Origin of the sequence: Croceibacterium atlanticum (assembly GCF_001008165.2) — a bacterium.
GTDB classification, from domain to species: Bacteria; Pseudomonadota; Alphaproteobacteria; order Sphingomonadales; family Sphingomonadaceae; genus Croceibacterium_C; species Croceibacterium_C atlanticum.
Genome location: NZ_CP011452.2, coordinates 259,229 through 272,878, shown reverse-complemented (window position 1 = coordinate 272,878; position 13,650 = coordinate 259,229). Strand labels below are relative to the sequence as shown.

13 protein-coding genes are annotated in these 13,650 nt (G+C 63.1%); 3 read left to right on the top strand and 10 right to left on the bottom strand.

The window, feature by feature from the left end; all coding sequences use genetic code 11:
• Position 1: 1 nt before the first annotated feature.
• The 3 genes from WYH_RS01380 to WYH_RS01370 all read right to left on the bottom strand — a co-directional run bounded on the left by WYH_RS01380 (position 2) and on the right by WYH_RS01370 (position 4,154).
• Positions 2–985 (bottom strand): metal-dependent hydrolase, encoded by a 984-nt coding sequence (locus WYH_RS01380; protein ID WP_046902401.1) that lies wholly within the window; start codon positions 983–985, stop codon positions 2–4.
• 191 nt (positions 986–1,176) lie between these two features.
• Entirely contained in the window at positions 1,177–2,223 is a 1,047-nt protein-coding gene (locus WYH_RS01375) for a 2-oxoacid:ferredoxin oxidoreductase subunit beta (protein ID WP_046902400.1), read from the bottom strand.
• On the bottom strand, positions 2,220–4,154 hold the full coding sequence (locus tag WYH_RS01370) for a 2-oxoacid:acceptor oxidoreductase subunit alpha (RefSeq protein WP_046904695.1): 1,935 nt from the start codon (positions 4,152–4,154) through the stop codon (positions 2,220–2,222). The genes WYH_RS01375 and WYH_RS01370 overlap by 4 nt, the downstream gene beginning before the upstream one ends.
• 151 nt (positions 4,155–4,305) lie before the next feature.
• On the opposite strand from WYH_RS01370, the gene WYH_RS01365 reads away from it, so the two are divergent.
• Entirely contained in the window at positions 4,306–4,788 is a 483-nt protein-coding gene (locus tag WYH_RS01365; RefSeq protein ID WP_046902399.1) for an RNA pyrophosphohydrolase, read from the top strand.
• A gap of 6 nt (positions 4,789–4,794) precedes the next feature.
• On the opposite strand, the gene WYH_RS01360 is transcribed toward WYH_RS01365, so the two are convergent.
• From WYH_RS01360 to WYH_RS01340, 5 genes are all read right to left on the bottom strand, one after another.
• Entirely contained in the window at positions 4,795–5,298 is a 504-nt protein-coding gene (locus WYH_RS01360; protein WP_156320033.1) for a tetratricopeptide repeat protein, read from the bottom strand.
• 62 nt (positions 5,299–5,360) lie between these two features.
• On the bottom strand, positions 5,361–6,539 hold the full coding sequence (locus WYH_RS01355; protein ID WP_046902398.1) for an RsmB/NOP family class I SAM-dependent RNA methyltransferase: 1,179 nt from the start codon (positions 6,537–6,539) through the stop codon (positions 5,361–5,363).
• Positions 6,536–7,987 (bottom strand): IMP dehydrogenase, encoded by a 1,452-nt coding sequence (gene guaB, locus WYH_RS01350; RefSeq protein WP_046902397.1) that lies wholly within the window; start codon positions 7,985–7,987, stop codon positions 6,536–6,538. The genes WYH_RS01355 and guaB overlap by 4 nt, the downstream gene beginning before the upstream one ends.
• A 160-nt stretch (positions 7,988–8,147) precedes the next feature.
• The gene (locus tag WYH_RS01345) at positions 8,148–9,044 is read right to left on the bottom strand and encodes a helix-turn-helix domain-containing protein (RefSeq protein ID WP_053833326.1); all 897 of its coding nucleotides are present in this window, start codon (positions 9,042–9,044) and stop codon (positions 8,148–8,150) included.
• A gap of 165 nt (positions 9,045–9,209) precedes the next feature.
• Positions 9,210–9,968 carry a 3-hydroxybutyrate dehydrogenase gene (locus tag WYH_RS01340; protein ID WP_046902396.1) on the bottom strand — a complete coding sequence of 253 codons (759 nt, stop codon included), beginning with the start codon at positions 9,966–9,968 and terminating at the stop codon, positions 9,210–9,212.
• A 101-nt stretch (positions 9,969–10,069) separates the two neighbouring features.
• Between WYH_RS01340 and ypfJ the strand changes: the two genes are divergently transcribed.
• Together ypfJ and WYH_RS01330 are read left to right on the top strand one after the other, a co-directional pair.
• A complete protein-coding gene (gene ypfJ / locus WYH_RS01335) occupies positions 10,070–10,930 on the top strand; it encodes a KPN_02809 family neutral zinc metallopeptidase (protein ID WP_046904692.1) in 861 nt (286 codons plus the stop codon).
• Entirely contained in the window at positions 10,899–11,495 is a 597-nt protein-coding gene (locus tag WYH_RS01330) for a hypothetical protein (protein WP_082347720.1), read from the top strand. Before ypfJ ends, WYH_RS01330 begins: the two co-directional genes overlap by 32 nt.
• Before the next feature lie 72 nt (positions 11,496–11,567).
• Here WYH_RS01330 and WYH_RS01325 read toward each other — a convergent pair whose 3' ends face one another.
• A complete protein-coding gene (locus WYH_RS01325) occupies positions 11,568–13,238 on the bottom strand; it encodes a M56 family metallopeptidase (protein ID WP_046902395.1) in 1,671 nt (556 codons plus the stop codon).
• Positions 13,235–13,645 carry a BlaI/MecI/CopY family transcriptional regulator gene (locus tag WYH_RS01320; protein WP_046902394.1) on the bottom strand — a complete coding sequence of 137 codons (411 nt, stop codon included), beginning with the start codon at positions 13,643–13,645 and terminating at the stop codon, positions 13,235–13,237. The genes WYH_RS01325 and WYH_RS01320 overlap by 4 nt, the downstream gene beginning before the upstream one ends.
• Between the last annotated feature and the right edge of the window lie 5 nt (positions 13,646–13,650).

Sequence of the window (13,650 nt, the reverse complement as noted above, 5' to 3'; positions counted from 1 at the left end):
GTCAGTCAGACGCGGGAGAGGGGCATCCGGTTCCCGACAGTGGAAGAGTGACCGTCCTGGTAAACTGGCCAGCGGCCCGCCCGGCAAAACGCGCATCGCCAAAGCGAACAATGGCCGTGCAATCGCCCCGCTCCACTTCTGCGACTGTCATGGTCGACCATTGGAGGAAATCCTCCACATCGTCATTGGCGGTCATGGCCTGCCGGACCAGCGGATCGGAAAGATTGTCCGGCATTGCCGGGGTATAGGACAGCAGCCCGCCGGATTTTCGCAGCGGGTCGAATTCGCCCCAGGCGACGTGCCCATCCTTTTTCCAGGTCAGGTTCCGCCGCCAGAACAGCACAGGCTCCGGCGTCACGAAAATCCGGTCCGGCGTGACATAGGGCGCAGCATAGGTCGGCGCAGCCTTGGCCGCGCCGGTGATCGCCGCATTGGCGGAGATATAGGCGACCACTGTGAGCAAGGCGATGGCAGGCGGCACGCCCCATTGCGCATCGCCGCGCCGTTCCCGGCGGCGCGAAAGCCAGATCGCAAAGGCCAGCCCGCACCAGATCCACACGTCGATGATGAACAGGCTATCATTGTGGAACCAGAGATCGCTGTAGGGCGAGAGCAATTGCACCGCATAGCTGTTCTGCCAGTCCAGCAACGGATGGGTAATCGCACCGGCATAGGACAATGCGACGAGCCAGCCGAAGCGCATTTCCAGCCCGCTCTTGAAGCTGGCGCCGCGGCGCAATTGCCAGCGGTCCAGCAGCCAGAGCAGCCAGGCGAGAATTGGCGGCATCAGCAATACGCCGCCGACCAGCCCGTGGGTGAAGCCGCGATGCATGGCCAGTGGTTCCCACGGCACCCAGCTGAAAAACACGTCGATATCGGGCATGTTGGCGCCCAGCACCAGCGCGGCCAGCCCCTTGCGGGTCTTCCTTTTCAGGCCGGTCTGGCCAAGCGCCCAGCCCGCAAGACTATGCGTGAAATTGTCCATCAGCCCTTCTTCGGCCTCGTTTCGTCGCAGGTGGAAAACGGCTGGAACGGTTGGAACACTGTCCTGAAGGCAAAATCACCCGATCCGCAGCGCGCATGCATCGGCGGCGGACAGGAAGGGGAAGCGGGGCAATTCATGCCGTGTATCTGCCACGGCGGGGCCGGTGTAGGACAGCCCCGCCCCGGCATCGGTCAGACCGGATCGGCCGCCGTCCCGCCAACCGTCCAGGTCTGGCCCTTGGCCAGAAGCCGGGCGATGCTGGTATCCTTGCCTTCGCTGGCACGGCGTTTTTCCTCGATCACGGCCGATTCATATGTCGGCGCGGGATCATCATAGATGATGCCCATCGGCATGGGGAATTCGCCAAAGGGCAGCTCTACCAGCATATGCGCCAGTACGCGGTTCTTCGCATTGTGCACCAGCACGCCGGCAGACTGCCAATCGCCATCCACTACTTCGACGACTTTCAGCGAGAGGTTTTCCTGGTCGAGAGCGATACCCTTCACGCCGCCGGTCTTTTCACTGCCGAACAGCATGGGTTCGCCATCGGCCAGCCAGAGCTGGCGATCTTCCGCCCCCTTGGGCGCGGCGAAATCGTTGAACACGTCCTTGTTGTAGACGATGCAGTTCTGGAAGATCTCGATAAACGCCGCGCCCTGATGGGCATGGGCGGCCTTGAGCACGTCCGGCAACTTCTTGGACACGTCGAAACCGCGGCCGACAAACCGCGCGCCGGAACCGAGCGCGAAGGCGCAAGGATTGGCCGGATGATCGACCGAGCCGAGCGGGGTGGACGGGCTTCGCGTATGTTCACGGCTGGTGGGCGAATATTGCCCCTTGGTCAGGCCGTAAATCTCGTTGTTGAACAGCATGATCTGCATGTTCACATTGCGCCGCAGCACATGCATCAGATGGTTACCGCCGATGGACAGGCCATCGCCGTCACCCGTGACCAGCCAGACATCCAGATCCGGATTGGCCAGCTTGATGCCGGTGGCAAAGGCCGGTGCGCGGCCATGGATCGTGTGGAAGCCATAGCTTTCCACGTAATAGGGGAAGCGGCTGGAACAGCCGATGCCGGACACGAAGACGGTATTCTTCGGATCCGCGCCAAGCTGCGGCAGCGTGCGCTGCACCGCCTTGAGGATCGCATAGTCCCCGCAACCGGGGCACCAGCGGACCTCCTGGTCGGTTTCCCAGTCCTTCAGCGTGGTGGTGATGGGGGTCATGTCGTTCATTGGTTCACCGCTCCGGTGCTCGGCAATTGCTGGTCATTGGGCGGAACCTCGCCGCCCTCATTGTCCTCGACGCCGTCGAAATATTTGCCGATCTCGGCTTCCAGCTCGGCAATCTGGAAAGGCTGGCCGCTGGTCTTGGTCAGGCTTTCCGCGTCGATCAGGAACTGGTCGCGCAGCAGGGTCTTGAACTGGCCCGTGTTCATTTCCGGCACCAGCACATTGTCGAAACCGTTCAGCAGCTCGCCCAGATTTTTCGGCAGCGGCCAGATGTGGCGGACATGGATATGGCTGACCTTCTTGCCCTTTTCCTGCCAGCGGCGGACCGCCTGCTTGATCGGGCCATAGGTGGAACCCCAGCCAACCACGGCCAGTTCACCCGTATCTTCGCCCCAGGCGACTTCCTGATCGGGCACCGCGATATTATCGATCTTGTCCTTGCGGGCATCGGTCATCGCCTGGTGGTTCTCCGGCGAATAGTCGATATTGCCGGTCAGGGCGTTCTTCTCGATCCCGCCAATGCGGTGCATCAGATCCGGCGTGCCCGGCTTGATCCACGGACGGGCGCCCTTCTCGTCCCGCTTGTAGGGCAGCAGATTTTCGCCGTCATTCTTCTCTTCCAGGAAGCTGGCGGGGAATTTCTCGAACGTGTCGGGATCGGGGACTTTCCACGGCTCCGCCGCATTGGCGATATAGCCATCGGTCAGCAGCATGACCGGGGTCATATATTGCGTGGCGATGCGGCAGGCCTCGATCGCGACTTCAAAGGCATCGGCCGGGCTGCGCGCGGCGATGACCGGCATGGGCGCATCGCCATTGCGGCCATAGACGGCCTGATAGAGATCGCTCTGTTCCGTCTTGGTCGGCAGGCCGGTGGACGGGCCGCCGCGCTGGCTGTTCACGATCACCAGCGGCAGTTCGACCATGATGCCAAGGCCGATCGCTTCGGTCTTGAGCGCGATGCCCGGCCCGGAGGAAGAAGTGACGCCCAGCTGCCCGGCATAGGATGCGCCGATGGCCGAACAGATCGCGGCAATCTCGTCTTCCGCCTGGAAGGTGGTGACGCCGAATTCCTTCAGCCGCGCCAGGTGATGCAGGATCGCGGAGGCAGGTGTGATCGGATAGCCGCCGAAGAACATCGGCAATTCGGCCAGCTGCGCACCGGCGACGAGGCCGAGCGAAACGCTCTCCGCCCCGGTGATCGTGCGGTAAAGGCCCGGTTCGCTTTCGACCGGGGGCATGTATGTCTGCTTGAGCGGGCCGGACAGTTCCGCCGTTTCGCCATAGGCATGCCCGGCATTGAGCGCGGCGACATTGGCCGCGGCGATATCGGGTTTGGATTTGAACTTCTGGTTCAGCCAGTCGATCAGCGGCTGCCGGTCACGGTCGAACATCCACAGGGCCAGGCCCAGCGTCCACATGTTCTTGCAGCGCAGCGCATCCTTGTTGCCAAGGCCGAAATCCTTGACCGCCTCGATCGTCAGCGCGGAAATATCGAAAGCCAGCACATCCCATTTGGCGAGCGAGCCATCCTCTATCGGATTGCTGTCATATTTCGCCTTTTCGAGGTTCCGCTTCGTGAATTCACCCGTATCGGCAATGATCAGCCCGCCGGGCTTCAGCGCGGCAAGGTTCACCTTCAGCGCCGCCGGGTTCATCGCCACCAGCACATCGGGCGCATCGCCGGCAGTGTTGATCTGCCTGCTGCCGAAATTGATCTGGAAGGCGGAAACGCCGAACAACGTGCCTTGCGGCGCGCGGATTTCCGCCGGGAAATCCGGGAAGGTGGCGAGATCATTGCCGGCCAGCGCGGTGGACAGGGTGAACTGCCCGCCGGTAAGCTGCATGCCATCGCCGCTATCGCCCGCAAAACGGACGACCATTGCATCGGGTGCGGAAGTCTGGGCCGGATGTTCGGCCGCTTGGGTAGCCATCATCAAATCCTGAACGGGCCTGCAAGGCGCCTGTCATATTACTATCAGAGCGTGCGAACTAGGTTCCCGACTGCCAGACGGCAATCAAGTTTTTCTGTCCCGGTACGAATGCATCGTGGAAATGCCCCTTCGCATCGCCTAGCTCACCCCCATGACACAGCATGACCCGCAAGTTTACCGCCCCTGCGTGGGCGTAATGCTCGTTAATGGCCAAGGCGATGCCTTTGTCGGCAAACGGATCGACAATCGCGAAGGCGACTGGTGGCAGATGCCCCAGGGCGGCGTGGATCCGGGCGAGGATCTGGATGTCGCCATGATGCGCGAACTGGCAGAGGAAACCGGCGCCAGACCGGAACATCTGCATATATTGCACCGGATGGAGGACGAGCTGTTCTACGATCTGCCCGACGATCTGAAGGGCAAGTTATGGGGCGGGCGTTATGTCGGCCAGCGGCAAAGCTGGTATCTGGTGCGCTTCACCGGCGAAGATGGCGATATCGACCTGGATGCGCACGAGCACCCGGAATTCTGCGAATGGAAATGGGTCGATCCGGAATTGCTGCCGGAACTGATCGTACCCTTCAAGAAGCCGGTTTATGAAGCCGTGGTCGCCAGTTTTCGCGGAAAGAGCTGAGCCGGATCAGTTCTGGGTGACGACCGTTTCGGGCGTCACCGCCTCCGCCGTGAGCACGGAAGAAGCCCGGCCCTGTTCCAGCGCGGCGGCCAGTTCCTGCGTTTCCGCGCAGGTTGCGCCGCACAGCGATTCAAGCTGCGACAAATTGCGCCGTGCCTTTTCCACCGCACCCTTTTCCAGCAGCGCTTCGCCCTCGCCCGAAATCGCGGCGAGATTCTTCGGCTCCCGGTCCAGCGCTTCGCGGTAATAGCGGATGGCCTTGCCCTGCAGCCCCTGCTGGCGGGCAGCATCGGCAAGGTAGACATAGGCATCGGTAAAGGCCGGATCGACGGCCAGAGCCGCCTCGAAACTGTCAATCGCGGACTGGATTTCGCCCGCATTCAACGCATTGCGCCCCTGCTGGGCCAGAGTCACTGCGCGCGGATCGGGATCCCGGTCGGCGCCATATCCCACGCTCGCGCTCACGGCGACGAGAAGGGACAGGGCAGCGGCAGCGGGGGCAAAGCGCATCACGTACTCCTTGAGCGCGGGACGGAATATGGCGGCTCGGTAAGCCATGAAACCATTTCGTATCATGCCTTACCAGTTAGCGCGAAGAAAAATCCGTCCGTTTCGTCGTGAGAGGGAGTCAGCCGCCAGCCCGCGCCGCGCGGCCGGCCAAGCGGACATGCAGGCGGCAATGCGGCCCAGCCGGGATTTTCCGCATGGAAGGATTCGATCTGGTCAGCCCCCTCCTCGTCCAGCAGGGAACAGGTGACATAGGCCAATCGTCCGCCGGGGCGGACCAGCCCGGCCCCCAGCCGCAACAAGCGCGCCTGCAACGCCGTCAACCGCGCCAGGCCAGCTTCATCCAGCCGCCAGCGTGCCTCCGGATTGCGGCGCCAGGTGCCACTGCCCGAACAGGGCGCATCGATCAGCACCAGATCCGCCTTGCCCTGCCATTGCGCCAGCGCGGCCTCTTCCTTTCCGGGATCGAGCAGCACTGTCCCCTGCACCAGCGCCCCGGCCCTTTCGGCCCGCGGCCCCAGCCGCGACAGGCGCGTCCGGTCGGTATCGGCGGCGATCAGTGTGCCCTTGTTTTCCATGGCGGCCGCAAGGGCGAGCGTCTTGCCCCCGGCCCCGGCGCAAAGATCGATCACCGTCTCCCCGGCCTTTGCCCCCAGTGCCGCGCAGACAAGCTGGCTGCCGCCATCCTGCACTTCGATCAGCCCTTCGCGATATTCCGGCCATTGTTCCACCTGCGTACCGGCGGGAAGGCGCAGGCCCTGCGGCGCCGGAAGCGGCGCTGCCGCCACCGGAAGTTTCAGCCCGGCCCGATCGGATTTCAGCGTATTGACGCGAATATCCAGCGGCGCCCGGTCGAGCAGCGCTTGCGCCTCTTCCCCGGCAATATCCGATGCCGCCAGCCTTTCGGCCAGCCAGCCGGGGGCCACACCGCCAGCGGCAGGCTGTTCACCATCGGCAATCGGTTGCGGGCCATAATTCGAACCGTCGAAGAGCGGCGCAATCTGCGGGTCCACTTCCGCCAGCCGCAACATGGCCGCGCGGCCGCTTTCCGGCACCGGGCCACAGGCACGGATCGCGCCATAGACAAGTTCGCGAATGGCCCGGCGGTCCTTCGACCCGGCAAATCGGCGGGCCTTGAACCAGTCCGCCAGCAATCGATCCGCGGGCGCGCCCTGATTGCGCGCCGCGGAAACGATGTCATCCAGCAGCTCTATCGCTGCCTGAATACGGGCAGAAGGCGTCACCGTGTGGGGTAGTTCGGCGCCTCGCGCGTGATCGAGACATCATGCACGTGGCTTTCCGACAATCCGGCATTGGTGATGCGAACGAATTGCGCGCGCTGTTGCAGATCCTTGATCGTGGCAGAGCCGGTATAGCCCATGGCAGCCTTGATCCCGCCCACCAGCTGGTGGACGACATCGCGTGCCGGGCCCTTATACGGCACCTGGCCTTCGATCCCTTCGGGAACCAGCTTCATCTGGTCCTTGATATCCTGCTGGAAATAACGGTCCGCGCTGCCCCGGGCCATGGCCCCGACCGAGCCCATGCCGCGATAGGCCTTGTAGGCACGCCCCTGATAAAGGAAGGTTTCGCCAGGCGCTTCTTCCGTTCCGGCCAGCAGGCTGCCGACCATCACCGTGGACGCGCCGGCCGCCAGCGCTTTTGCCGCATCGCCCGAAGTGCGCAGACCGCCATCGGCGATTACCGGCACATCGCCGGCGGCACCGGCGGCTTCCATGACTGCGGTCAGCTGCGGCACGCCGACCCCGGCGACCACGCGCGTGGTGCAGATCGACCCCGGCCCGATGCCGACCTTCACCCCGTCGGCACCGGCATCCACCAGCGCCTTCGCGGCTTCAGCCGTGGCGACATTGCCGGCGATGACCTGCACCGAATTGGACAGGCGCTTGGCCTGCTTCACGGCTTCGGCCACCTGCCTGTTATGGCCATGGGCGGTATCGATGATGATCACATCGCATTCGGCATCGACCAGCGCCTCGGTCCGGGCGAAGCCCTTGTCGCCAACCGTCGTCGCGGCGGCGACGCGCAACCTCCCGGCCGCGTCCTTGGTCGCATGGGGGTTAAGCACGGCCTTTTCGATGTCCTTGACCGTGATCAGGCCAACGCATTTATACGCATCGTCCACGACCAGCAGCTTTTCGATCCGGCGCTGGTGCAGCAGGCGGCGCGCCTCTTCCTGGCTTACGCCTTCGCTGACCGTGGCGAGATTCTCGCTGGTCATCAATTCCTTGACGGGCTGCGCCGGATTATCCGCGAAGCGGACATCGCGATTGGTCAATATGCCCACCAGCTTGCCGTTCGTGGCGACCACGGGGATGCCGCTGATCCGGTGGCGTTCCATCAGCATCTGCGCATCGCCCAGCGGGGCATCGGGCGTGATGGTGATCGGGTTAACGACCATGCCGCTTTCAAAGCGCTTGACCATGCGCACCGCGTCGCATTGTTCCTCCACCGTCAAATTGCGGTGCAGGACGCCGATGCCGCCCAATTGCGCCATCACGATGGCCATCTGCACTTCGGTGACCGTGTCCATCGCGGAAGAGATCACCGGGATATTGAGAGCGATATCGCGCGTCAGCTGAGTCTTGGTGACGGCCTGCGACGGCAGAATATCGCTTTCCGCCGGCCTCAGAAGGACGTCGTCGAATGTGAGGCCGGTCTGAATTTCCATGGATGCCACTTTGCCTAGAGGGGGAACGATTCGTGGCGGCCCATGTAAACGCGGATTGCAACAATCGCTAGGGGGGCACCGCATATACGGATCACGGCAGGCATTTTGGACCTGGAATCGCTCCTTCCCGGCCGCGCCCGTCCGGTCAAATCAGGCTTCTTTACGCAACGGGAGAAGGTTTTTTGATCCGCCCGCTGTCCGGCCGGTCCAGGGTTTGCGCGGCAGAGCCCCATATCCGTGCCCTCTGGGCCATGAAAGCGCCGAGAATGGGATGGTCCAGCGCGGCATATTCGCTGGGCGACATGGTCATGAATGCCTTGAACTCACGCGTGAACTGCGACTGGTCGAAATATTGCGCGTCCAGCGCATCGGTCCAATAGCCGCCGCCGATCATCCAGTCAGCCAGGCTGCGCATGAAGCGCTGGCGGCGAAGCAGCAATTTGGGCGGAAAACCGAAATAACGGCGGCATAGCCGGTCCAGCGTGCGCGGGGTGATATCGACCCGGCGCGCGAAATCGGCCACGCTGTGCACCTCGGGGCTCAGCAGCGCGGCATGAATGGCGCGAATGCGGTCTTCATCGTGATGCGGCTTATTCAGCGCCATGAAATAGGCGACCATCCGCATATATTCGGCTTCGTCATCTTCGGGCCCGTCGAAAATGATGTCAGCCAGCGGGGCGACGCGGGCGAAGGGCGGTGATTCCCGGCCATCGACCAGCCAGTTGGCCATTGTATATGCATCACCTTCGATGAACCTGGCCCAGCCCAGCGGAAACAGGCCCGCGCCCCAGCATCGTGTCGTGCCCAGCCGGAAATGGGTTGGCAGCGAACTCGGGCCGGTGACGGGAAAATCCACATCGGTCAATTTGCCGCCACCCGGTACTGTCGCTTCGGGCCGGGCATCGCGGAAGAAGCGCAGATTGGCCCATTCGGGCTGCAACCAGTCTTCGACCTGTTCACCTTCCCCGACCGTCAGATTCAGCCGGTAGAATGATGTGAAACACCCATCCAGCGGAGCCGGCGGCTGAAAAAAACGTACATCGATTTCACACGCCACAAATGCTGCTCCCCCCGAAGCAATCTACAAAACCACAGATGATTAACTGTGAAACTTAACGGCCCGTTTGAAGATAGAGCAACCCCCCAAAACGGGGCGGGCACGCATTTGAGGCGGATCTGGCGGAATTTCGCCCCGCCCTGCCACCCAACGGGCAAAGCCGCGCTATTGCGCGGTCCAGCCGCCATCGATGGCGTAATTCGCGCCATTTATGTTCTGCGCTTCGTCACGGCAGAGAAACACCGCCATGGCGGCCACTTCTTCCGGCTGGACGAATTTCTTGGTCGGCTGCTGGCTCAACAGCACATCATTCACGACTTGCTCGCGCGTGAGATTGCGGCTCTTCATCGTGTCGGGGATCTGGTTTTCCACCAGCGGCGTCCAGACATAGCCGGGGCTGATGCAATTGGCGGTGATGCCATGACTTGCCAGTTCCAGCGCGATTGTCTTGGTGAAACCGGCCACGCCATGCTTGGCCGATACGTAAGCCGCCTTGAACGGGCTGGCGACAAGCGAATGGGCACTGGCCGTGGCGATGATACGCCCCCACCCCTGTTTCTTCATGTAAGGCACGGCCAGCCGCGTCGTGTGAAAATTGGCCGAGAGATTGAGGGCAATGATCCTGTCCCAGGTGGCCGGGGGGAAATCCTCCACCCTTTCGACATGCTGCATTCCGGCATTGTTCACGAGTATATCGACATCGCCGGCACCCTTCATCAGCGCTTCCACGCCTTCGGTTCTGGTCAGGTCCTCGTTCACATAATCGGCGCCGCCCAGTTCCTCGCGAATCCGGGCAATTTCATCTTCCTCGCCAAAACCGTTGAGGACGATATGCGCGCCTTGTGCAGCCAGCGCCCGCGCAATGGCCAGGCCGATGCCCGAAGTTGAACCTGTAACGAGTGCGCGCTTGCCGCTGAGGAACATTGTCGACTCCTGTTCGATGACTTGCCAAACCCAGATTGGCGATCGGGCAGATGCGGTCCAGTATCTTTTTCGCCAGCGCATAAGGGATGGAGGAGTTCGACTTGCGGCTCAACAGGTTCAATCCGGGCAATATCCGCGTGCGCCGCGGCGGCGGCGGTGGCTTTCCCGGCGGTGGTGGCGGCAAGATCGGCTGCGGCGGATTGCTGGTGGTGATCGTGGCTGCGCTGGTCTTCGGCGTGGACCCGGCGCAGATGCTCGGTTCGATGGAGGAAATGCAGCAGGGATCGCCCGGCCAGCCTTACGGCAATGGCGGGGGCAGCGTGGCGGATATCTGCAACGACAACCAATATTCCTATGAAGCATGTTCCGCCCTCGCCTCTCTCGACGAGACGTGGGAGCCGGTCTTCCGCGCGGCGGGCATTCCCTTTGAACAGCCGGAACTGGTCTTCTACCAGGGCGGCACCCGATCCGGTTGCGGCGCGGCGCAAAGCGCGATGGGGCCGTTCTACTGCCCGGCCGATCACGGCATCTATATCGACACCAGCTTCTATGATCAGATGGCCCGGCAAATGGGCGCGCCCGGCGATTTCGCGCGTTATTACGTAATCGCGCATGAATATGGGCATCACATCCAGACATTGACCGGCATTTCCCGCCAGATCCGCCAGTTGCAGCAGCAGAAGCCGCAACAGGCCAATTCGCTGCAGGTGGCGATGGAATTGCAGGCCGATTGCTATGCCGGCGTATGGGCGGGCAAGAACCGGGACCGTATCGAACCCGGGGACCTCGAAGAGGGCATGGGGGCCGCCCATGCCATTGGCGACGACACGCTGATGCGCAATGCCGGGCGCGCGGTCGTGGCCGAAAGCTTCACCCACGGTTCAAGCGCCCAGCGTATGCAGGCCTTGAGACTTGGACTGGAGACAGGTGATGACACGCAGTGTGACCGGATCATTGGCTAGGCGGGGCTTCCTGCTGGGCCCGGCGCTGGCATTGCTGCCCTTTCCCGCACTGGCCCAGCAAGACGTCACCGATGACAGCGTGACGGCGACCGATGTCGCCATGACACCGCTGGAAGACCTGAACCTGCGGAAAGACCCCATTCCGCCCGTCCTGCTGCGGGCGCGCGACAATCCCTATGCCAATCCCGGCATCGAAACCTGTTCGCATGTGCGGCAGGAAATCGGCGATCTGGACGCGGTATTGGGAGAGGATTTCGACACCGCCTCCCCCGATCAGCGCAAGCTTTCGGCAGAAAAAGTGGCGAAGCAGGTGGTCGGATCCTTCATCCCCTTTCGCGGGGTGATCCGGGAAGTAACCGGGGCCAACAAGCACGCTTATGAATTCAGCAAGGCGATTGTCGCCGGGCTGATGCGACGCGCCTATCTGAAGGGTCTTGGCCAGTCGCTGGGCTGCCCCTACCCGGCCCGCCCGGCGACCGAGGAGATAATCCGGCTGGTCGCCGCGCAGAAAGAAGCGGAGGCGGAGCGGACCGAAGGCGAAGAGGTCGACGCGTCCACTGAATAGGCTGGCCGAACAGCGGCAAGCAAAAGGCGGAGCCCGGCAAGGCCCCGCCCGATTGCGCCCGAAAGGCTCTGCTCAGGATTCCCGCAGGATCTCGGCAATGCCTTCATCGATTTCGCGTAGCGCATCTGCCCGCGCATCGGCCGGAATGTCCGGATTGGCGGAGATTGCCGCGCGTGCCTGCCGGAGACCGGCAACGGCATGTTCCATGATCCGGGCCTGGCACAGGGTCGTGGTGGTCACGCCGTCAGAGGACGTGAAACTGCGCGTGACGCCGCTCTGGTCATCCCCGCAATCCATCTTCACCTGGAAGGCGCGCGCCATTTTCCCGGCATCGGCCGCCTGCCTGGCGATGGCGCGGGTCATGCGGCCATCCTTGCCGAATTCCCGTTCCAGTTCGATGCGCATTTCTTCCAGTTCCTGTTCGCGCTCGGCCATGGCATCAGCCATTTCGCGGGCCGCTTCTGCCCGGGCCCGCGCCTTTTCACGCTGAACCTCGGCACGTGCGAGCACGAGCTCCCGCTTCACCTCCTCCGCCTGTACTCGTCGTTCAATCTCTGCCTTGCCGGTTTCGCCATTTGCGCGGACTTCGATACGGCGGGTGCGAAGCTTGCCGTCTTCCCCGCGCTCTTCCCAGGTCCACACATTGGTCTGACCATTTGCAGCGACAGGCGGTGCAGGAGGGGCCGGCGGCGCAGGTGGCACGGGCACGCCATCCGGCACCGAAGGAGCAGCCGGAGCAACGGGCGCGACGGGCGCCGCAGGCGGGGCGGGCGGAGCCGGTGGTGCGGCGGGATCGGCCGCCGCCGCGTAGGAAATCGAAGCAGTCAGCGGCAGGGCCAGCGCACCGGCGCCGATCAATGTGCGGCCGAGAAGGCGTTGCCGCCGTGTCGTCTCGGTCATGGACAAACTCCTCAAACGATGGATGATGGACTTCTCCCCCAGCACCGGGCACGCCATCGGCGCAGCCAGTGCAAGGCGAGGCCCCGCAGCTATATTCACGATCAGTTCCGCATATCGGGCGCGGTCTTCATTGCCGCGGCCGCTGATCACGCGGGCGTCGCAGGCCGCCTCCTGATCGCGGCGCATCGCGCGCCAGCCCATCCAGGCCAGCGGATTGAACCAGTGCAATGCCAGCAGCAGCTGGGCCGCGAAATTGGCCAGCAGATCGTGCCCGCGATGATGGGCAATCTCATGGGCAATCGCCAGATCGCGCGAGGCGATATCGGGCTGGGCCATGAAGAATTGCGGCATCGCGATTACCTTGTCCCGCACGCCGAAGGCCACCGGCGCGGTGACTGCCGGTGTTTCCACCAGGCGGATTTCATTCACCTCGCCCACGGGCCGCGCTTCTTCGAGCAGGTCCTGCCGCATCCGCAGATAGGTTACGATGCGCCAGAGCAGGAAGATGGCAGCCCCGCCCAGCCAGAGCGGCAAGGCCGCGTCCTGTGCCAGATCGGTCCAGCTCCATCCGCTGGCGAAAGGCGTCGTGTCGATCGCTTCGGACGGCGGGAGGACGAGCGGCATGTCCTCCGCCGCCAGTTCGGCCATCGCCATCGGTTCCGGCTCCGGCGCGAAACTGGCGGGCAGCACGATTGGCGGCAGCAGCAATCGCAGGAATGGCAAGGCCCAGAGCATATAGGCAGTCTGCGCACCGAAATAACGGGCCACCGGGCGGCGCAGCAGCAGCACCAGCGCGATCAGCAGGCCAGTATAAAGCAGCGTATCGACAAGCCAGACAATCATTGCTTGAGCTCCTTCAGCAGGCGCTCGATCTCGGCGATATCGTCATCAGACAGCGCCTCGCTCTCGGCAAGATGGGCGAAAAGCGGCGCGGCGCGGCCGCCGAACAGGCGCTGCACCAGCCGTTTCGATTCCCCGCCGACATAGGCTTCGCGGGCAAGTACCGGAGTATAGAGGAAACGCCGCCCATCCGGCTGGGTGGCGACTGCCCCCTTCCCGACCAGCCGCGAAAGCAAGGTCTTGACCGTGGGCATGGACCAGCCGCGCGCATCGCAGACGGTTTCACAAACTTCTGCGGCGGTAAGCGGGCTGCGTTCCCACAACACTTCCATCACCGCATGTTCGGCATCGCTGATCCGTTCAGCCCCCGAACCTGTATTTGTTGAACCTGTGTCCCTTGTATCGGCCACGTCGT

Excerpts from the sequence above, each read along its gene's own strand:
- WYH_RS01380 (WP_046902401.1), bottom strand. The coding sequence starts at position 985 with ATGGACAATTTCACGCATAGTCTTGCGGGCTGGGCGCTTGGCCAGACC.
- WYH_RS01375 (WP_046902400.1), bottom strand. The coding sequence starts at position 2,223 with ATGAACGACATGACCCCCATCACCACCACGCTGAAGGACTGGGAAACC.
- WYH_RS01370 (WP_046904695.1), bottom strand. The coding sequence starts at position 4,154 with ATGGCTACCCAAGCGGCCGAACATCCGGCCCAGACTTCCGCACCCGAT.
- WYH_RS01365 (WP_046902399.1), top strand. The coding sequence starts at position 4,306 with ATGACACAGCATGACCCGCAAGTTTACCGCCCCTGCGTGGGCGTAATG.
- WYH_RS01360 (WP_156320033.1), bottom strand. The coding sequence starts at position 5,298 with ATGCGCTTTGCCCCCGCTGCCGCTGCCCTGTCCCTTCTCGTCGCCGTG.
- guaB (WP_046902397.1), bottom strand. The coding sequence starts at position 7,987 with ATGGAAATTCAGACCGGCCTCACATTCGACGACGTCCTTCTGAGGCCG.
- WYH_RS01340 (WP_046902396.1), bottom strand. The coding sequence starts at position 9,968 with ATGTTCCTCAGCGGCAAGCGCGCACTCGTTACAGGTTCAACTTCGGGC.
- WYH_RS01330 (WP_082347720.1), top strand. The coding sequence starts at position 10,899 with ATGACACGCAGTGTGACCGGATCATTGGCTAGGCGGGGCTTCCTGCTG.
- WYH_RS01325 (WP_046902395.1), bottom strand. The coding sequence starts at position 13,238 with ATGATTGTCTGGCTTGTCGATACGCTGCTTTATACTGGCCTGCTGATC.